Source organism: Aeromonas sobria (assembly GCF_000820145.1).
Taxonomy (GTDB): domain Bacteria; phylum Pseudomonadota; class Gammaproteobacteria; order Enterobacterales; family Aeromonadaceae; genus Aeromonas; species Aeromonas sobria.
Genome location: NZ_CDBW01000009.1, coordinates 1 through 19,367 on the forward strand (window position 1 = coordinate 1; position 19,367 = coordinate 19,367).

The 19,367-nt window shown below is 53.9% G+C and carries 18 protein-coding genes and 1 tRNA gene; all 19 read right to left on the minus strand.

Annotated features, from left to right (window positions below; genetic code table 11):
- On the minus strand, positions 1-272 hold a 272-nt coding region (locus BN1135_RS21140; protein WP_241658119.1), incomplete at its 3' end, for a GTP-binding protein.
- A gap of 54 nt (positions 273-326) precedes the next feature.
- Entirely contained in the window at positions 327-2,432 is a 2,106-nt protein-coding gene (fusA, locus tag BN1135_RS04955; protein ID WP_042019299.1) for an elongation factor G, read from the minus strand.
- Between the two features lie 75 nt (positions 2,433-2,507).
- Positions 2,508-2,978: a 30S ribosomal protein S7 gene (rpsG, locus tag BN1135_RS04960; RefSeq protein WP_042019301.1), complete on the minus strand. Its 471-nt coding sequence runs from the start codon at positions 2,976-2,978 to the stop codon at positions 2,508-2,510.
- A gap of 93 nt (positions 2,979-3,071) precedes the next feature.
- The gene (rpsL, locus tag BN1135_RS04965; protein ID WP_005306278.1) at positions 3,072-3,446 is read right to left on the minus strand and encodes a 30S ribosomal protein S12; all 375 of its coding nucleotides are present in this window, start codon (positions 3,444-3,446) and stop codon (positions 3,072-3,074) included.
- Between the two features lie 182 nt (positions 3,447-3,628).
- Positions 3,629-3,907 carry a sulfurtransferase complex subunit TusB gene (tusB, locus tag BN1135_RS04970; protein WP_042019303.1) on the minus strand — a complete coding sequence of 93 codons (279 nt, stop codon included), beginning with the start codon at positions 3,905-3,907 and terminating at the stop codon, positions 3,629-3,631.
- A 7-nt stretch (positions 3,908-3,914) separates the two neighbouring features.
- Complete coding sequence (gene tusC / locus BN1135_RS04975; RefSeq protein ID WP_042019306.1) at positions 3,915-4,274, minus strand: sulfurtransferase complex subunit TusC; 360 nt, start codon at positions 4,272-4,274, stop codon at positions 3,915-3,917.
- Positions 4,275-4,283: 9 nt separating this feature from the next.
- On the minus strand, positions 4,284-4,676 hold the full coding sequence (gene tusD, locus BN1135_RS04980) for a sulfurtransferase complex subunit TusD (RefSeq protein WP_042019307.1): 393 nt from the start codon (positions 4,674-4,676) through the stop codon (positions 4,284-4,286).
- 84 nt (positions 4,677-4,760) lie between these two features.
- Positions 4,761-5,141 carry a RidA family protein gene (locus BN1135_RS04985; protein WP_042019309.1) on the minus strand — a complete coding sequence of 127 codons (381 nt, stop codon included), beginning with the start codon at positions 5,139-5,141 and terminating at the stop codon, positions 4,761-4,763.
- 24 nt (positions 5,142-5,165) lie between these two features.
- On the minus strand, positions 5,166-5,882 hold the full coding sequence (locus BN1135_RS04990) for a helix-turn-helix transcriptional regulator (RefSeq protein ID WP_042019310.1): 717 nt from the start codon (positions 5,880-5,882) through the stop codon (positions 5,166-5,168).
- A gap of 339 nt (positions 5,883-6,221) precedes the next feature.
- Entirely contained in the window at positions 6,222-10,526 is a 4,305-nt protein-coding gene (rpoC, locus tag BN1135_RS04995; protein WP_042019312.1) for a DNA-directed RNA polymerase subunit beta', read from the minus strand.
- A gap of 91 nt (positions 10,527-10,617) precedes the next feature.
- Positions 10,618-14,646 carry a DNA-directed RNA polymerase subunit beta gene (gene rpoB, locus BN1135_RS05000; protein WP_082186738.1) on the minus strand — a complete coding sequence of 1,343 codons (4,029 nt, stop codon included), beginning with the start codon at positions 14,644-14,646 and terminating at the stop codon, positions 10,618-10,620.
- A 224-nt stretch (positions 14,647-14,870) separates the two neighbouring features.
- The gene (gene rplL, locus BN1135_RS05005; protein ID WP_042019315.1) at positions 14,871-15,233 is read right to left on the minus strand and encodes a 50S ribosomal protein L7/L12; all 363 of its coding nucleotides are present in this window, start codon (positions 15,231-15,233) and stop codon (positions 14,871-14,873) included.
- Between the two features lie 51 nt (positions 15,234-15,284).
- Positions 15,285-15,785, minus strand: a complete 501-nt coding sequence (gene rplJ / locus BN1135_RS05010; protein WP_042019317.1) for a 50S ribosomal protein L10 — start codon at positions 15,783-15,785, stop codon at positions 15,285-15,287.
- Between the two features lie 257 nt (positions 15,786-16,042).
- Complete coding sequence (rplA, locus tag BN1135_RS05015) at positions 16,043-16,744, minus strand: 50S ribosomal protein L1 (protein WP_042019318.1); 702 nt, start codon at positions 16,742-16,744, stop codon at positions 16,043-16,045.
- Positions 16,745-16,748: 4 nt separating this feature from the next.
- Positions 16,749-17,177, minus strand: coding sequence for a 50S ribosomal protein L11 (gene rplK / locus BN1135_RS05020; RefSeq protein ID WP_042019319.1), 429 nt, complete (start codon positions 17,175-17,177; stop codon positions 16,749-16,751).
- 134 nt (positions 17,178-17,311) lie between these two features.
- Positions 17,312-17,863, minus strand: a complete 552-nt coding sequence (nusG, locus tag BN1135_RS05025) for a transcription termination/antitermination protein NusG (protein WP_042019321.1) — start codon at positions 17,861-17,863, stop codon at positions 17,312-17,314.
- 9 nt (positions 17,864-17,872) lie between these two features.
- Positions 17,873-18,244 (minus strand): preprotein translocase subunit SecE, encoded by a 372-nt coding sequence (secE, locus tag BN1135_RS05030; protein WP_042019322.1) that lies wholly within the window; start codon positions 18,242-18,244, stop codon positions 17,873-17,875.
- A 60-nt stretch (positions 18,245-18,304) separates the two neighbouring features.
- Positions 18,305-18,381, minus strand: a tRNA-Trp gene (locus BN1135_RS05035).
- A gap of 53 nt (positions 18,382-18,434) precedes the next feature.
- The coding region (gene tuf, locus BN1135_RS05040) for an elongation factor Tu (protein ID WP_042019326.1) at positions 18,435-19,367 on the minus strand (933 nt) is incomplete at its 5' end.

Genomic DNA, 19,367 nt, shown 5'->3' on the forward strand with positions numbered 1-19,367 from the left:
TTCTTAACGTAGTCGGCGTGGCCCGGGCAATCTACGTGTGCGTAGTGGCGGATCGGGGTGTCGTATTCTACGTGGGAGGTGTTGATGGTGATACCACGCTCACGCTCTTCCGGTGCCTTGTCGATCTGGTCGAAGGCGAAAGCTTTACCACCGTAGTGCTTGGCCAGCACACTGGTGATAGCTGCAGTCAGGGTGGTTTTACCGTGGTCAACGTGGCCGATGGTGCCCACGTTTACGTGCGGTTTGTTACGCTCAAATTTTTCTTTAGACACGACGTAGTCCTTCTAGGTTAAACCCGCCTACCGTCGTAAGCGGGGAATCATAAATTACTTGGATTTGCGCTCTTCGATTACTGCTTGAGCCACGTTAGTCGGGGCATCAGAGTACTTAGCGAATTCCATTGCGTAGGAAGCACGACCTTGGGTAGCGGAACGCAGTGCAGTTGCATAACCGAACATTTCGGCCAGCGGCACCAGAGCACGTACGATCTTGCCGGACGGGCCATCTTCCATACCTTCGATCAGGCCACGACGACGGTTCAGGTCACCGATAACGTCGCCCATGTAATCTTCCGGAGTCTCGACTTCAACCTGCATAACCGGCTCAAGCAGCACTGGCTTGGCTTTCATGTAGCCAGCTTTAAATGCCAGAGATGCAGCGATCTTGAACGCCAGCTCGGAAGAGTCGACATCGTGGTAAGAACCGTAGTGCAGACGAACACCGACATCCATAACCGGATAGCCAGCCAGCGGGCCAGATTTGAGCTGCTCACGCAGACCCTTATCAACACCCGGGATGTATTCGCCTGGGATCACGCCGCCTTTGATGTCGTTAACGAACTCGTAGGCTTTACCGGCTTCCAGCGGGTACATGTCGATCACAACGTGACCGTACTGACCGCGACCACCAGACTGCTTGGCGTGCTTACCTTCGATATCCTTAACGGTTTCACGAATGGTTTCACGGTAGGCAACCTGCGGCTTACCAACGTTAGCTTCAACCTTGAACTCGCGACGCATACGGTCAACGATGATGTCCAGGTGCAGCTCGCCCATACCGGCGATGATGGTTTGGCCAGATTCTTCGTCAGTCCATACACGGAAAGACGGATCTTCTTGCGCCAGACGGCCCAGTGCCAGACCCATCTTCTCTTGGTCAGCCTTGGTTTTCGGCTCAACCGCGATAGAAATTACCGGCTCCGGGAATTCCATACGCTCGAGGATGATCGGTGATTTTTCATCACACAGGGTATCACCGGTGGTCACATCTTTCAGACCGATAGCAGCAGCGATGTCGCCAGCGCGTACTTCTTTGATCTCTTCACGCTTGTTGGCGTGCATCTGTACGATACGGCCAAAACGCTCGCGCTTGTCCTTAACGGAGTTCAGCACGGTGTCACCGGAGTTAACAACACCGGAGTAGACGCGGAAGAAGGTCAGGTTACCAACGAACGGGTCGGTAGCGATCTTGAACGCCAGAGCAGAGAACGGCTCGTCATCAGAAGCATGACGCTCGTCTTTGGTCTCGCCGTCCATTTTCAGGCCGTCGATAGCTGCTACGTCGGTCGGTGCCGGCAGATAGTCAACTACGGCATCCAGCATAGCCTGAACGCCTTTGTTCTTGAACGCAGAGCCACAGGTAACCAGGATGATCTCGTTGTTCAGAACGCGCAAACGAAGAGCTTTCTTGATTTCTTCTTCGGTCAGTTCTTCACCGCCGAGGTACTTTTCCATCAGGTCTTCAGATGCTTCAGCAGCTGCTTCAACCAGGTTCATGCGCATTTCTTGCGCCTGCTCCAGCAGTTCAGCCGGGATCTCTTCGTAATCGAAGGATACGCCCTGATCAGCTTCGCTCCAGTTGATGGCTTTCATCTTGACCAGGTCAACAACGCCCTTAAAGTTCTCTTCTGCACCGATGTTCAGTTGCAGGGGAACCGGAACGCCTTTCAGACGGGTCTTGATGTGCTCAACGCAGCGCAAATAGTTAGCACCGGTACGGTCCATCTTGTTGACGAACGCAATACGGGGAACTTTGTACTTGTTAGCCTGACGCCATACGGTTTCAGACTGTGGCTGTACGCCACCTACGGCACAGTACACCATCACGGCACCGTCCAGAACACGCATTGAACGCTCTACTTCGATAGTAAAGTCAACGTGGCCCGGGGTGTCGATGATGTTGATACGGTGCGGTTGATACTGTTTACCCATACCGGACCAGAATGCGGTGGTCGCGGCGGAGGTGATGGTAATACCACGCTCCTGTTCCTGTTCCATCCAGTCCATGGTGGCTGCGCCATCGTGAACTTCACCGATCTTGTGACTTACACCGGTGTAAAACAGAACGCGTTCGGTAGTAGTAGTTTTACCGGCGTCAATGTGAGCGGAGATACCGATGTTACGATAACGCTCAATAGGAGTTGTACGAGCCATTGTCATCCTCTTACTAAGGCGCTTCGCCCTAGGTAATGAAAGGCACGCAGAGCCATGAGGCTCTGCGTAAGCGGATTACCAGCGGAAGTGAGCGAAGGCTTTGTTCGCTTCAGCCATACGGTGAACGTCTTCACGTTTCTTGACAGACGAACCCTTGTTATCAGAGGCATCCAGCAGCTCGCCAGCCAAACGCTGAGCCATTGATTTTTCACCACGTTTACGAGCGGCGTCAACCAACCAGCGCATTGCCAGAGCATTGCGACGGACCGGACGAACTTCTACCGGTACCTGATAGGTTGCACCACCGACACGACGAGATTTAACCTCGACGGACGGACGAATGTTATCCAGAGCTTCTTCGAAGACAGCCAGGTGATCTTTGCCGCTCTTGGTGGCAATGATGTCCAGGGCGCCATATACGATGGCTTCGGAAACAGATTTCTTACCATCAACCATTACTACGTTGACGAATTTAGCCAGCAGCTCTGATCCGAACTTGGGATCTGGCAGGATTTTACGCTGACCAACAACACGACGTCTTGGCATTTCAAATTCTCCGTAACTTCAGGGATTACCCAAAACTAGAAAGTTATCTAACTAGAAACGAATTAACGTTTGGCCTTACTTAACGGAGAACCATTAAGCTTTAGGACGCTTCACGCCATACTTGGAGCGAGCCTGCTTACGGTCTTTAACACCGGCACAGTCCAACGCACCACGAACGGTGTGATAACGAACACCTGGCAAGTCTTTTACACGACCGCCACGGATCAGAACAACAGAGTGCTCTTGCAGGTTGTGACCTTCACCACCGATATAGGAGGTGACTTCGAAGCCGTTGGTCAGACGTACACGGCACACTTTACGCAGTGCAGAGTTAGGCTTCTTCGGGGTGGTGGTATATACACGGGTGCATACGCCACGCTTCTGAGGGCACGCTTCCAGCGCCGGCACGTTGCTCTTAACAACGAGCTTGATGCGTGGCTTGCGAACCAACTGGTTAATAGTTGCCATCAAGAGGCTCCTGATAATGACTTCATAAACGTGTGGAAAATCCTCCCCGCAGATACGGGGACGCGAAATTTTATGCCCTGTTGTCTGGGGAGTCAAGATTTATACAATTTGCGTCACAAAAGGACAATCTGGATCCGATCGCAGCAAAGCTAACATACTGAATTTCAATAAAAATAATATGATCACCCTCCCCAGGTGCGAGGTGATCCATTTTTCGCGATCAGCGCCACCAGACCTGCCATATCCAGCGCAATACCGACGCCATGGTGCAGACCACGGGCCTGCAAGTCATCTTGCATCACATAAAGCGGAATGCCCGCCAGTCGTTCACACCACTTGGGGGCCGCGGCAGCAATCACCGCATCCTGCATCAGCACCAGCTCATCTTCCGGCTGAAGATAGGAGAGTGCCTCTGCCAGCGCCTGACTTTGGAAGGGAGAATTCAATATCAGATGCAACATGGAAACCTCAAAAACTGATGTGAGTCGAACATTGCGCCCAGCGCCGAGCCAATTCATGGCGTGGCAAACTGTCGACGGGGATCAGCAGATCATCCACGGTCACACCACGCTCTGCCAACGAGTCAGCACAAACATAGACCTCTTCGATGTCGTAGAGTTCCAGCATTTTGAAGGTGGGCGCGTAGTGGCGCTGCAAAATAGTGGCCGGTTGCTGCTCTTTGAGCAGCTGCAGCACGCCATCCCCAATCAGGAACAGCGCCAGTGAATCAGTCATGGCCGAAGTGGCCAACAGGGCATCCAGCCCTTCCCGACCGGCAGCATGGCCATGGGGGCCACGACTGCAGATAAAGGCAATTTTCTTGCTCATGGCTATCCCCTAGAACTGAACCAACCGATCGGCAGTGAGCGCCGCCTCGGCCAACTGGCCCAGACCGCTCAGGCAAAATGGCGCTTGCAGATTGAAGTGCGCCAGCCCTGCCCCCTTGGCCTCTTGCTCATCGAGCACACCGCGCCGCATGGCGGCGGCGACACATACGTCGATACGGATCCCCTGCTCTTCTGCCAGCTCTCGCCACAGACGCACCAGGTCGGTCTCATCGGACGCGGGCTGATGCAAACCGTTACCGTTATGGACGCCATCCTGATAGAAAAACAGGTGAGACAAGGTATGCCCTTGTGCCAACAGCGTGCGGGCAAAGCGATAGGCAGTACTGGCCGACTGGGTGCCATAGGCTGGCCCCGTTACCAGGATGGCAAAACTCAAACTCATAGCAGGGCTCCTGTACTGACCCGGTCAATTTTACGCCAAAAATAAAAAAGCCCCTGCCAAGAGGGGCTTGATTCGATGCGTTAATCAGAGATGGGCGATGGCCTCGACCTCGACCAGCACATCTTTCGGCAGGCGGGCTACCTCAACACAGGAGCGGGCAGGTGCCGCATCGCCAAAGTAACGGGCATAGACCTGATTGAAGGCAACGAAGTTGTTCATGTCGCTCAGGAAGCAGGTGGTTTTAACCACGTTGCTGGCATCAGCACCGGCAGCGTGCAACACGGCAACCAGATTCTTCATTACCCGTTCGGCTTGCTCTTCGATACCGCCAGCCACGATCTCCATGGTGGCAGGATCGAGCGGGATCTGCCCGGAGGTGAAGATCATCTCGCCAACCTTGGTAGCCTGAACATAGGGACCAATCGCAGCAGGCGCCTTGTCGGTTGCAATCACTTCTTTAGCCATTCATCTATCCCCTTCTGGAATAAGTTACTCGTTCTCGTCTTCACCCTGCTTGCGCTGTCGGATGTAAAGATAAACGGTATGTTTTGAAATATTGAGTTTATCTGCCACCAGATTGATCGAATCCTTGATGTCAAAAATTCCCTTCTCGAACAGCTGGGTCACGATAAAACGGTTCTTGGCATTGTTGGCCACCGTGGGATCGCGGTTGATCTCGTCGATGGTATTATCCACCGTCTGGGCAACCAGCTCTTCTACGCTGTTGGCAAAGGTCTCTGGTGACTGGCGCGCCGCCTGTTGGGGCGTCGGAAAAAATTCGGCCACGAATTCATGGAAAGGTGCATTGATGTGCAGGTTGATGCAGATCAGACCGATTACCTGCCGCTCACTGTTTCTGATAGAAATAGTGCTCGATTTCATCAAGGCGCCAGTGCGGCTACGGGCAAAATAACTCTGGGTATAATCCTGGCCCGTGCTCTCGATATCCTTGAGCATCCGCAATGCCAGATCGGTAATGGGCGCCCCCAGGGTGCGTCCGGTATTAAATCCGTTGGCGATCTTGATCACCGACTCATGCAGATTTTCCAGGGAGTGGAGGACCACTTCACAATGCTTGCCGAACAATTCGGCCAAGCCATCGATGAGCCCATCGTATGAGCGCAACAATTCCCTGTCTTCATCTGTAAAAGTGCGGCTGATCAGCTGTTCTTCGGGAAACATCGTTTCCTCGATACCGACAGTCATGTTCTACCCCTGTAATAACCATTCAACTTGCCCGAGTTTTAAATTGCGGGGCAGTAAAGTCAACTTTTTTTGATTTTTTACTCTACAACTTTGCTCTGGATCATCTTGTAAACCGCGCAGTGCCTGCCTTTGCCGAGGAATTGGCCCACCGCAGAAGAGCTCTATTATGCAAACAGTCAATTGAATGAATTGCATCAAGGTATGTCGCACCATCACCTATCAGGATGACTCTTTGGACATGGAAGACGAAATGCGAGCAAAAAAAATCCCCAAGCGATGCTTGGGGATTTTTGTATAAGAGACGCCCCTGGAGGCGCTCTTTAAATCGCGGATGACGATTTACTCTTCGTCGAAGCTACCGGCTGCGTTCAACAGATCCGCCAGGTTCTGTTGAGCTTCATCGGCAGTTACCTGCGGGGTACCAACAGCACGCGCTGCGGCGGCACGCTGGTTGATCCGGCTATGGTGGTAGGCAAAGCCGGTACCAGCCGGGATCAAACGACCCACGATGACGTTCTCTTTCAGGCCACGCAGTTCATCACGCTTGCCACCAACGGCAGCTTCGGTCAGAACACGGGTGGTTTCCTGGAAGGAAGCCGCAGAGATGAAGGACTCGGTGCTCAGAGATGCCTTGGTAATACCCATCAGGATATGACGGAAGGTAGCGGGGGCCTTGCCCTCGGCAACCAGTTTACGGTTGGCAATCTTCACACGAGCAACTTCAACTTGCTCACCTTCGATCAGGTCGGTATCACCAGCGCTCAAGATTTCGCACTTACGCAGCATCTGACGAACGATGACTTCGATGTGCTTGTCGTTGATCTTAACGCCTTGCAGACGGTAAACGTCCTGCACTTCGTTGGCGATGTAGTTGGCGACCGGGCTGATACCGCGCAGACGCAGGATATCGTGAGCAGACTCAGGACCGTCCGCCAGCACTTCACCCTTCTCAACTTTTTCACCTTCGAACACGTTCAGGTTACGCCACTTCGGAATCATCTCCTCGTAGACGCTGCCACCATCAGTCGGGGTGATGACCAGACGGCGCTTGCCTTTGGTCTCTTTCCCGAAGGAGATGGTACCGGAGACCTCGGCCAGAATAGCCGGTTCCTTCGGAATACGTGCTTCGAACAGATCAGCAACGCGCGGCAGACCACCGGTGATGTCCTTGGTACCACTGGATTCTTGCGGGATACGCGCTACCGCGTCACCCACACCCACGTTGGCACCATCTTCCAGGTTGACGATCGCCTTGCCCGGCAGGAAGTACTGGGCGGCTACATCGGTACCCGGAATCATCACATCTTTGCCGTTCAGGTCGACCAGTTTAACGGTCGGACGCATCTCTTTACCGGCACTCGGACGCTCGTTGACATCCAGTACAACGATAGAAGAGAGACCGGTCAGCTCGTCGGTCTGACGAGTGATGGTCACGCCATCGATCATGTGTTCGAACTGCAGACGACCTGCTACTTCGGTGATGATCGGGTGGGTGTGCGGATCCCAGTTGGCAACGGTCTCGCCAGCGTTCACAGCCTGGTTGTCCTTCACTTCCAGCACGGAACCGTAAGGCAGCTTGTGGCTTTCCTTGGTACGGCCCATGTCATCCATGATGGTCAGTTCGGTAGAACGGGAGGTGATAACCAGCTTGTCATCGCTGTTGAGAACGAACTTGGCGTTCTGCAGCTTGATGCTACCGGTGTTCTTGACCTGAATGCTGTTCTCGGCAGCAGCTCGGGATGCGGCACCACCGATGTGGAAGGTACGCATCGTCAGCTGGGTACCCGGCTCACCGATGGACTGAGCGGCGATAACACCGACGGCCTCACCTTTGTTCACCAGGTGACCACGTGCCAGATCGCGGCCATAGCAGCGAGCACAGTTACCGAAGTCAGTTTCACAAGTGATGGCAGAACGCACCTTCACACGGTCAACAGAGTTCTGTTCCAGCAGATCACACAGCTGCTCATCGAGCAGAGTATTGCGCGCTACCAGTACTTCATCTTCAGTACCCGGCTTGATCACGTCGTCGGCAAGCACACGGCCCAGCACGCGCTCACGCAGCGGCTCGACTACGTCGCCACCTTCGATCAGCGGAGTCATCCACAGACCTTCAACGGTGCCGCAATCGTCCTCGGTGATCACCATGTCCTGTGCCACGTCAACCAGACGACGGGTCAGATAACCGGAGTTCGCGGTCTTCAGTGCGGTATCCGCCAGACCCTTACGAGCACCGTGAGTGGAGATAAAGTACTGCAGTACGTTCAGACCTTCGCGGAAGTTCGCGACGATTGGCGTCTCGATGATGGAGCCATCCGGCTTGGCCATCAGGCCACGCATACCGGCCAGCTGACGGATCTGGGCGGCGGAACCACGCGCACCAGAGTCGGCCATCATAAAGATGCTGTTGAACGAGGCTTGCTCTTCTTCTTCACCCAGCGAGTTAACATCACGCTCTTTGGACAAGTTCTCCATCATGGCCTTGGAGACGCGCTCGTTGGCGCTGGCCCAGATATCGATAACCTTGTTGTAGCGTTCGCCAGCGGTCACCAGACCAGACAGGAACTGGTCCTGGATCTCGGCAACTTCAGCTTCGGCAGCCGCGATGATGTCTTTCTTGGCATCCGGGATGACCATGTCATCGATACCAACAGAAGCACCAGACAGGGCCGCATAATGGAAACCGGTATACATCAGCTGGTCAGCGAAGATGACGGTGTCCTTCAGCCCCTGCTTGCGATAACAGGTGTTCAGCAGACGGGAGATGAGCTTTTTGCCCAGCGCCTTGTTGGATACAGATTTGATCCAGTTCTGCGGATTGGCATCGAGATCAGCCTGCTCAGCTGCAGTCAGCACCTTCGGCTCGTCGATCAGCGCGTATTCCATGCCTTTTGGCAGGATCAGGCTCAGGATCGCACGACCAACGGTGGTGTTCTTCATCTCGGTACGCTCAACCAGTGAATCATCTTCCTGACGGAGATATTCGGTGATACGCACTTTGACGCGAGCGTGCAGATCGGCCAGACCGGCGCGATATACTTTCTCGGCTTCTTTCGGGCCGGCCAGCACCATACCTTCGCCCTTGGCGTTGATACGGGCACGGGTCATGTAGTACAGACCCAAGACCACGTCCTGAGAAGGAACGATGATTGGCTCACCAGAGGCAGGCGACAGGATGTTGTTGGTAGACATCATCAGCGCACGCGCTTCAAGCTGAGCTTCGATCGTCAGCGGTACGTGGACCGCCATCTGGTCACCGTCGAAGTCCGCGTTATAGGCGGCACAAACCAGCGGATGCAGCTGGATCGCTTTACCTTCGATCAGGGTCGGTTCGAATGCCTGGATACCCAGACGGTGCAGAGTCGGTGCACGGTTCAGCAGGACCGGGTGCTCTCGGATCACTTCGTCCAGGATATCCCAAACGACAGCTTCTTCGCGCTCAACCATCTTCTTGGCAGCCTTGATCGTGGTCGCCAGACCGCGAGTTTCCAGCTTGCCATAGATGAACGGCTTGAACAGTTCCAGCGCCATCTTCTTCGGCAGACCGCACTGATGCAGACGCAGAGTCGGACCTACGGTGATAACGGAACGACCAGAGTAGTCGACGCGCTTACCCAGCAGGTTTTGACGGAAACGACCTTGCTTACCCTTGATCATATCGGCCAAGGATTTCAGCGGACGCTTATTGGAACCGGTGATGGCACGACCACGACGGCCGTTATCCAGCAGCGCATCGACGGACTCTTGCAGCATACGCTTTTCGTTGCGCACGATGATGTCCGGAGCAGCCAGGTCCAGCAGACGCTTCAAGCGGTTGTTACGGTTGATCACGCGACGGTACAGATCGTTCAGATCGGAAGTCGCGAAACGGCCGCCGTCCAGCGGTACCAGCGGACGCAGGTCCGGCGGCAGCACAGGCAGCACTGTCATGATCATCCACTCCGGCTTGTTGCCGGACTGCAGGAATGCTTCCATCAACTTCAGACGCTTGGTGGTCTTCTTGCGCTTGGTCTCGGAGTTGGTCTGATCCAGCTCCTCACGCATAGTCTTGACTTCACCTTCCAGATCGATAGCGCGCAGCAATGCCAGGATTGCTTCGGCACCCATCTTGGCGTCAAATTCGTCGCCCCACTCTTCCAGCGCATCCAGGTACTGCTCTTCAGAGAGCATCTGGCTGCGTTCGAGGTTGGTCATGCCCGGCTCGATTACTACGAAAGATTCGAAGTAGAGCACGCGTTCGATGTCGCGCAGAGTCATGTCCAGCAGCAGGCCGATACGAGACGGCAGCGACTTCAGGAACCAGATGTGGGCAGTCGGGCTGGCCAGCTCGATATGGCCCATACGCTCGCGACGGACCTTGGTCTGAGTCACTTCAACGCCGCACTTCTCACAGATCACACCACGGTGTTTCAGGCGCTTGTACTTGCCGCACAGACACTCGTAGTCCTTCACCGGTCCGAAGATACGGGCACAGAACAGACCATCACGTTCCGGCTTAAAAGTCCGGTAGTTGATGGTCTCAGGCTTTTTGACCTCACCGAATGACCAGGAGCGGATCATGTCAGGAGAGGCCAGACCGATCTTGATACTGTCAAACTCTTCGGTCTTGGTCTGAGCCTTCAAAAACTTGAGTAAGTCTTTCACGTGTTTCCCCTGTCAGGAGTCTAACCTCGGCGCCCCTACTGCCAAAGCAGCGGGGCGCCCACGTCAATTCTCGAACAATAAGAGCGAGCTCTTACTCTTCGTCCAGCTCGATGTTGATACCCAGAGAGCGGATTTCCTTCAACAATACGTTGAAAGATTCGGGCATGCCCGGCTCCATACGGTGGTCGCCATCCACGATGTTCTTATACATCTTGGTACGGCCATTCACATCGTCAGACTTGACGGTCAGCATTTCCTGCAGGGTATATGCCGCACCGTAAGCCTCCAGGGCCCACACTTCCATCTCACCGAAACGCTGACCACCGAACTGTGCCTTACCACCCAGCGGCTGCTGGGTAACCAGGCTGTAAGAACCGGTAGAACGCGCGTGCATCTTGTCGTCAACCAAGTGGTTCAACTTGAGCATGTACATGTAACCAACGGTTACTTTACGCTCGAAGCGGTTACCAGTACGGCCATCGAACAGGTCAATCTGACCGGATTCCGGCAGATCAGCCAGCTTCAGCAGTGCTTTGATTTCGCGCTCTTTGGCACCATCAAACACCGGTGTAGCAACAGGCAGACCATTACGCAGGTTACCCATCAACACACGTACGTCGTGATCAGACAGTTCAGCGATATCGACTTGCTTGGTGTCCTTCTCGCCCAGGTCATAGACCTGCTGCAGGAAGTTGCGCATCTCGTGCAGCTCGCGCTGCTCTTTGATCATGCGGTCAATCTTCTCGCCGATACCCTTGGCCGCAAGGCCCAGGTGCACTTCGAGGATCTGACCGATGTTCATACGGGATGGTACACCCAGCGGGTTCAGTACGATGTCGACCGGACGGCCAAACTCGTCATGGGGCATATCCTCGACCGGGCAGATCTTGGAGATAACACCCTTGTTACCGTGACGGCCTGCCATCTTGTCACCCGGCTGGATGCGACGCTTGACTGCCAGATAAACTTTGACGATTTTCAGTACGCCCGGCGCCAGATCATCACCCTGGATAATCTTGCGACGCTTGTTCTCGAACTTCTTGTCGAAATCAGCTTTCAGCTCGATGTGCTGTTCAGCGATCTGTTCCAGTTCGGTCTGCTTGCCTTCATCTTCGATGGCCAGTTCAAACCACTTGGAGCGATCAAGCTTGTTCAGACGATCTTCGCTGTAACCGGCGGCCAGCAGCAGGTTGCGGGAGCGGCCGAAAATGCCGTCTTCCAGGATCTTGAACTCTTCGGTCAAGTCCTTCTTCGCTTCCTTCAGCTGCATCTCTTCGATTTCTTTGGCGCGCTTGTCTTTTTCCACGCCATCGCGGGTAAAGACTTGCACGTCAACTACGGTACCGTACACACCGTTCGGCACACGCAGGGAGGAGTCCTTCACATCGGAGGCCTTCTCACCGAAGATGGCGCGCAGCAGCTTCTCTTCCGGCGTCAGCTGGGTTTCACCTTTCGGTGTAACCTTACCAACCAGAATGTCGCCGCCCTTCACTTCGGCACCCACGTAGACGATACCGGACTCGTCCAGCTTGGACAGTGCGGCTTCACCCACGTTCGGGATGTCGGCAGTGATCTCTTCCGGACCCAGCTTGGTGTCACGGGAGATACAGGCCAGCTCCTGGATATGGATGGTGGTCAGGCGATCTTCCTGAACAACACGCTCATTCACCAGGATCGAGTCTTCGAAGTTGTAACCGTTCCACGGCATGAACGCGACGCGCATGTTCTGGCCCAGCGCCAGTTCACCCAAGTCGGTGGACGGACCGTCAGCCAGCACGTCACCAGCCATCACCGGCTCACCCAACATCACGCAAGGACGCTGGTTGATACAGGTGTTCTGGTTAGAACGGGTATATTTGGTCAGGCTGTAGATGTCGATACCGGCTTCGCCAGGCATCAGCTCATCTTCATTAACCTTCAGGACGATACGGGAGGCATCGACATAGTCGATTACGCCGCCACGCTTGGCTACTACGGTTACCCCGGAGTCAACGGCCACAGCGCGTTCCATACCAGTACCTACCAGCGGCTTGTCAGCACGCAGAGTCGGTACAGCCTGACGTTGCATGTTTGAACCCATCAATGCGCGGTTGGCGTCATCGTGTTCCAGGAACGGGATCAGAGCAGCTGCCACAGATACGATCTGCTGCGGGCTCACGTCCATATACTGGATCTGGTCGGCATTCATAAAGGTGGATTCACCTTTGTGACGGCACGGGATCAATTCATCTTTCAGACGGCCATCTTCGGTGGTCGCGGCGTTAGCCTGGGCGATCACGTACTTGCCTTCTTCGATAGCAGACAGGTAGTCCACTTCGTCGGTGATCACACCGTCAATGACCTTACGGTACGGCGTCTCAAGGAAACCATACTCGTTGGTACGAGAGTACACGGACAGAGAGTTGATCAGACCGATGTTCGGACCTTCAGGAGTCTCGATAGGGCACAGACGACCGTAGTGGGTCGGGTGTACGTCTCGGACTTCAAAGCCGGCACGCTCACGAGTCAAACCGCCCGGGCCCAGCGCAGAAATACGGCGCTTGTGGGTCACTTCGGAGAGCGGGTTGTTCTGGTCCATAAACTGAGACAGCTGGCTGGAACCAAAGAACTCTTTGACTGCGGCGGAGATCGGCTTGGCGTTGATCAGATCCTGTGGCATCAGGGTGTCCAGGTCGCCCAGGGAGAGACGCTCCTTGACCGCACGCTCGACACGCACCAAACCGACACGGAACTGGTTTTCAGCCATTTCACCGACAGAACGGATACGACGGTTACCCAAGTGGTCGATATCGTCCACTTCATCGTTACCGTTACGGATGTCGATCAGACGCTTCATGACTTCGACGATGTCGTCTTTGGTCAGTACGCCAACGCCAGTCTCGACTTCACGACCCAGACGGCGGTTGAACTTCATCCGACCTACGGTAGACAGGTCGTAACGCTCAGGAGAGAAGAACAGGTTTTCGAACAGCTGTTCTGCTGCTTCACGCGTCGGCGGCTCACCTGGACGCATCATGCGATAGATTTCGACCAGCGCTTCCAAACGGTTGGAGCTGGAGTCGACACGCAGGGTCTCGGAGATATAAGCACCGTGATCCAGTTCGTTGGTGAACAGAACCTCGAAGTGCTTGAAGCCGGCTTGGGAAAGGTTAGCAATCGCTTCCAGGCTCAATGCCTGGTTGGCGGTCGCGACCACATCACCAGTTTGCGGATGTGCGTAGTCCTTGGCTGCAACTTTGCCAACAACATACTCAACCGGTACCTCAATCTGGGTAACGGCATCTTTTTCCAACTGACGAATGTGGCGCGCAGTGACACGACGACCGGTCTCAACCACCACGGCGCCATTGGCCACGATGTCAAAGGTCGCTGTTTCGCCACGCAAACGCTCAGGCACCAAATCCATCATCAACTTGCCATCTTTTACTTCAAAACCGATGGTCTCGAAGAAGGTGGCCAGGATCTGTTCGGAAGTGAAATCCAGGGCGCGCAACATAATGGATGCTGGCAATTTACGACGACGGTCGATACGGACAAACAGGTTGTCTTTTGCATCGAACTCGAAGTCCAGCCAGGAACCACGGTAGGGAATAACGCGGGCGTTATACAGTACCTTACCGGATGAATGAGTTTTGCCTTTATCGTGGTCGAAGAAGACGCCCGGGCTGCGGTGCAGCTGGGAGACGATTACCCGTTCGGTACCATTGATAACAAAGGTGCCGTTCTCGGTCATGAGCGGAATTTCGCCCATGTACACTTCTTGTTCCTTGATGTCTTTGACGGTGCCGGCAGCTGCTTCTCGGTCGTATAGAACCATACGAAGCTTGACACGCAGCGGCGCGGAGTAGGTCACTCCACGGATCTGGCATTCTTTTACGTCAAATACCGGCTCACCCAGGCGATAGCTGACGTATTGAAGCTCAGCACTACCGGAGTAACTGGTGATCGGGAAAACGCTTCGGAAAGCGGCCTCTAGGCCATATTCACCTTCCGGGTCGGCCTCGATGAACTGCTTGAAGGAGTCCAGCTGGATGGACAACAGATAAGGCGTGTCCAGTACCTGGTCTCGCTTACCGAAGTCCTTACGAATGCGTTTTTTTTCGGTATAAGAGTAAACCATAGGGTTCCTCAGCTCGCTGATAAGTGACCCACTCTGTCCCGCGGGACAGCTCTGTCTCAACACCGTTTTGTGTTGACCCGGACGAATGGAAACGGTCCGGATTGCTGGTGCACCGAGAGTCGTAAACGGTGTGAAATGCTCTCAGTCTACAGCGCAAAAAGGCTGGTGAACAAATATTCACCAGCCCTAGCCTGTTTTATCAGGCTAATCTACATAAATGCAGATTATTTGATCTCAACAGAAGCACCAGCTTCTTCAAGCTGCTTCTTCAGAGCTTCAGCTTCATCTTTGGAGATGGCTTCTTTCAGGTTGGTCGGTGCAGCTTCTACCAGGTCCTTGGCTTCTTTCAGGCCCAGGCCGGTGGCAGCACGTACAGCTTTGATAACGGCAACTTTGTTGGCGCCAGCAGCGGTCAGTACTACGTCGAACTCGGTCTTCTCTTCTACTGCTTCAGCAGCCGGACCGGCAGCAACAGCAACAGCGGCAGAAACACCGAACTTCTCTTCCATAGCTTCGATCAGCTCAACAACTTCCATTACAGACATGGAAGCAACGGCTTCGATGATTTGGTCTTTAGTGATAGACATGACAAAAATTCCTGATGTTGAATAAACTCAAACAGCCTAAATAGGCGAGAATCAAGCAGCAGCTTGTTTCTGATCACGCACAGCAGCGATGGTACGAACCAGCTTGCCAGCAGAGGCTTCTTTCATAGTCGCCATCAACTTCGCAATTGCTTCGTTGTAGGTCGGCAGCGTGGCCAGACGATCAATTTGTGCTGCGGCGATAAACTCACCGTTAAAAGCGCCAGCCTTGATTTCGAACTTAGGGTTCGCTTTGGCAAAATCTTTGAACAGACGAGCAGCAGCGCCCGGGTGTTCGTTAGAGAATGCAATCAAGGTAGGACCAGTCAATACGTCGTTCAGGCACGCGTAATCGGTGCCTTCAACTGCACGACGCAGCAGGGTGTTACGCACTACGCGCATGTACACACCGGCTTCGCGAGCGGTTTTACGCAGGACGGTCATCTTATCAACAGTAACACCGCGAGTATCGGCGATTACTGCAGACAGAGCGCCTTTGGCAGCTTCGTTGACTTCAGCAACAATTGCCTTTTTGTCTTCGAGTCCCAATGCCATTGGCATAACTCCTGGATTGAATCTGAGTCTCATGACTCAGTACTGACACATCCCCCCTACCTTTACAACAGAGGGGAACGATGCGGTAGCAGGATTCCAGAAGAGAAAGAATCTTTCTCGCTGGGTTTCCGGCACCGTCTACGCAGGAAAAATTAAGGCGTTTAACGCCACCTGCGGTCTTGGACGGAGGTCGAAACCCCCAACCAATCAAGGCGCAAAATTATAGATTAAATTTTGCGCCTTGTAAAATCCATCAATTAGATCTTAGCTTCCAGAGTCGCTTGATCTACAGCAACACCGGCACCCATGGTGGTGGAGATGCTGACTTTCTTGATGAATACACCTTTGGCGGAAGAAGGTTTGCCTTTTTTCAGGGCAACCAGCAGAGCTTCCAAGTTTTCTTTCAGCTGACTTTCGTTGAAAGAAACCTTACCCAGAGTGGTATGGATGATACCATTCTTGTCATTACGGTAACGAACCTGACCAGCTTTAGCGTTCTTGACCGCTTCAGCAACGTTAGGAGTTACAGTACCAACTTTCGGGTTCGGCATCAGGCCGCGCGGGCCCAGGATCTGACCCAGTTGACCAACAACACGCATGGCATCCGGGGATGCGATAACGACGTCGAAGTTCATCTCGCCTTTCTTAACCAGATCAGCCAGGTCTTCCATACCTACCAGCTCAGCACCGGCTGCTTTAGCAGCTTCGGCGTTTGCGCCTTGGGTAAATACGGCAACGCGTACATCACGACCGGTACCGTGCGGCAGTACAGTAGCACCACGTACGTTCTGGTCAGATTTACGAGCGTCGATACCCAGGTTGACAGCAACGTCAACGCTTTCAACGAACTTGGCAGTAGCCAGTTCTTTCAGCAGGGCAATGGCTTCGTTGATGGAGTACTCTTTGGTACCGTCAACTTTTTCGCGAATAACGCGCATACGCTTGGAAAGTTTTGCCATTGTCTTAATCCTCCACTACCAGACCCATGGAACGAGCGGAGCCTGCGATGCAACGTACTTTTGCATCCAGATCGGCACCGGTCATATCCGGCTCTTTGGTCTTGGCGATTTCTTGCAGCTGAGCTACGGTCACCTTACCAACCTTGTCTTTGTTCGGCTTGGCAGAACCAGACTTGATACCGGCAACTTTCTTCAGCAGGAAGGAAGCTGGAGGAGTCTTGGTTTCGAAGGTGAAGGAACGGTCGCTGTAAACGGTGATCACGACCGGAGTCGGTGAACCTTTTTCCAGCTTCTCTGTACGAGCGTTAAACGCCTTACAGAATTCCATGATGTTCACACCGTGCTGACCCAGAGCAGGACCAACGGGAGGGCTGGGGTTAGCACTGCCAGCCTTAACTTGCAGCTTGATATAAGCTGTGACTTTCTTAGCCATTAGAAAATACCTCAGATATGGGTTCTAGCGCCTCGGAGACATGCTCCTGCAAACGGCTCCCCAACTAAATAAAGGGGCAGCGAATTATAGAGATATTCGCTGCCCCTGACAACAGTTGGACGTACGAAATTCAATCAGCCCTTTTCGACCTGACCAAAATCCAGCTCAACAGGAGTAGAACGACCGAAGATCAGTACAGAGACCTTCACGCGGCTCTTCTCATAATCCACCTCTTCAACGGTACCGTTGAAGTCAGCAAACGGACCATCGGCAACCCGCACCATTTCACCCGGTTCGAACAGGGTTTTCGGACGCGGCTTGTCTTGGGCATCCTGCAGACGGTTGAGGATAGCATCGGCCTCTTTATCAGAGATCGGCGCCGGACGGTCAGAAGTACCGCCAATGAAGCCCATTACACGGGGTACATTACGTACCAGGTGCCATGTGGTTTCATCCATCAACATCTGGACCAGGACATAACCCGGGAAAAATTTGCGCTCACTCTTGCGCTTCTGGCCAGCACGCATCTCGACCACTTCTTCAGTCGGGACCAGTACTTCACCGAACATGTCTTCCATGCCATGCATCTTGATATGCTCACGCAGGGATTTAGCTACACGGCCTTCATAGCCGGAGAATGCCTGCACGACATACCATCTCATACGTTGTTCACGTTGTTCAGTCATGGCTTATCCTTACACACCGGTAATCAGGTTGACCAACCATACCAAGGCACCGTCCAGTACGAACAGCAACAAACCCATCACGGCGGTCACCGCCAGCACAATCAGGGTTGTCTGAATGGCTTCCTGACGGGTTGGCCATACGACCTTGCGGACTTCCAGGCGAGACTCACGGGCAAATGCCAGTGTGTTCTTTCCCTTGGTGGTTTGCAGGGCTACTGCACCAGCAGCAGCAATGACAACGACCACACCCAGGGCGCGGACGGCAGCGATGACATCGTTGAGCAGGTAATTACCCACTACAGCGGCCGCCAGGATAATGAAAACCAGGCCCCACAGCAGGGTATCCTTGCTTCCGCCCTGGCTCTCAGAACTAACACTCATACAACCCACCTGTATCTGACGTAACCTAAGACACAAAAGCCCCGTACGAGACGAGGTATATGGCAGGGGTGGCAGGACTCGAACCCGCAACCATCGGTTTTGGAGACCGCTGTTCTACCAATTCGAACTACACCCCTACATAAGAAAGCCCCTATTATAGGGGCTTTGCTTTATTTATGTAAGCCAAAGATTAGGCGATTACGCTAGCTACAACACCAGCACCTACGGTACGGCCACCTTCACGGATAGCGAAACGCAGGCCGTCGTCCATCGCGATCGGCGCAATCAGGGTAACAACCATTTTGATGTTGTCGCCTGGCATTACCATCTCTACGCCTTCCGGCAGTTCGATGGTACCGGTCACGTCGGTTGTACGGAAGTAGAACTGCGGACGGTAGCCTTTGAAGAACGGGGTATGACGACCACCTTCTTCTTTGGACAGTACGTACACTTCAGATTCAAACTTGGTGTGCGGCTTGATTGAACCCGGCTTGGCCAGTACCTGACCACGCTCTACGTCTTCACGCTTCACGCCACGCAGCAGTGCACCAACGTTCTCGCCTGCACGACCTTCGTCCAGCAGCTTACGGAACATTTCTACACCGGTACAGGTAGTAGTCACGGTATCTTTGATACCGACGATTTCTACAGACTCACCTACTTTAACGATACCGCGCTCTACACGACCGGTAACTACAGTACCACGGCCAGCGATAGAGAATACGTCTTCGATTGGCATCAGGAACGGCAGGTCAATTGCACGCTCCGGCTCTGGGATGTAGGTATCCAGGTGGCCAGCCAGCTCGATGATCTTCTCTTCCCACTGCGCTTCGCCTTCCAGCGCTTTCAGCGCGGAACCACGAACTACCGGCAGGTCATCACCCGGGAAGTCATATTCGGTCAGCAGTTCACGAACTTCCATCTCAACCAGTTCGAGCAGCTCTTCGTCATCTACCATGTCGCACTTGTTCATGAACACGATCATGTACGGGATACCAACCTGGCGACCCAGCAGGATGTGCTCACGAGTCTGCGGCATCGGGCCGTCAGTCGCTGCTACTACCAGAATTGCGCCGTCCATCTGGGCAGCACCGGTGATCATGTTCTTAACGTAGTCGGCGTG

What these genes read in the sequence shown, in the direction of transcription:
- rplA (WP_042019318.1), bottom strand. Translation starts at nt 16,744, where the DNA reads ATGGCAAAACTTTCCAAGCGTATGCGCGTTATTCGCGAAAAAGTTGAC.
- rplK (WP_042019319.1), bottom strand. Translation starts at nt 17,177, where the DNA reads ATGGCTAAGAAAGTCACAGCTTATATCAAGCTGCAAGTTAAGGCTGGC.
- rplL (WP_042019315.1), bottom strand. Translation starts at nt 15,233, where the DNA reads ATGTCTATCACTAAAGACCAAATCATCGAAGCCGTTGCTTCCATGTCT.
- rpoB (WP_082186738.1), bottom strand. Translation starts at nt 14,646, where the DNA reads ATGGTTTACTCTTATACCGAAAAAAAACGCATTCGTAAGGACTTCGGT.
- BN1135_RS04985 (WP_042019309.1), bottom strand. Translation starts at nt 5,141, where the DNA reads ATGGCTAAAGAAGTGATTGCAACCGACAAGGCGCCTGCTGCGATTGGT.
- fusA (WP_042019299.1), bottom strand. Translation starts at nt 2,432, where the DNA reads ATGGCTCGTACAACTCCTATTGAGCGTTATCGTAACATCGGTATCTCC.
- secE (WP_042019322.1), bottom strand. Translation starts at nt 18,244, where the DNA reads ATGAGTGTTAGTTCTGAGAGCCAGGGCGGAAGCAAGGATACCCTGCTG.
- rplJ (WP_042019317.1), bottom strand. Translation starts at nt 15,785, where the DNA reads ATGGCATTGGGACTCGAAGACAAAAAGGCAATTGTTGCTGAAGTCAAC.
- BN1135_RS04990 (WP_042019310.1), bottom strand. Translation starts at nt 5,882, where the DNA reads ATGACTGTCGGTATCGAGGAAACGATGTTTCCCGAAGAACAGCTGATC.
- tusD (WP_042019307.1), bottom strand. Translation starts at nt 4,676, where the DNA reads ATGAGTTTGAGTTTTGCCATCCTGGTAACGGGGCCAGCCTATGGCACC.
- tusC (WP_042019306.1), bottom strand. Translation starts at nt 4,274, where the DNA reads ATGAGCAAGAAAATTGCCTTTATCTGCAGTCGTGGCCCCCATGGCCAT.
- rpsL (WP_005306278.1), bottom strand. Translation starts at nt 3,446, where the DNA reads ATGGCAACTATTAACCAGTTGGTTCGCAAGCCACGCATCAAGCTCGTT.
- nusG (WP_042019321.1), bottom strand. Translation starts at nt 17,863, where the DNA reads ATGACTGAACAACGTGAACAACGTATGAGATGGTATGTCGTGCAGGCA.
- tusB (WP_042019303.1), bottom strand. Translation starts at nt 3,907, where the DNA reads ATGTTGCATCTGATATTGAATTCTCCCTTCCAAAGTCAGGCGCTGGCA.
- rpsG (WP_042019301.1), bottom strand. Translation starts at nt 2,978, where the DNA reads ATGCCAAGACGTCGTGTTGTTGGTCAGCGTAAAATCCTGCCAGATCCC.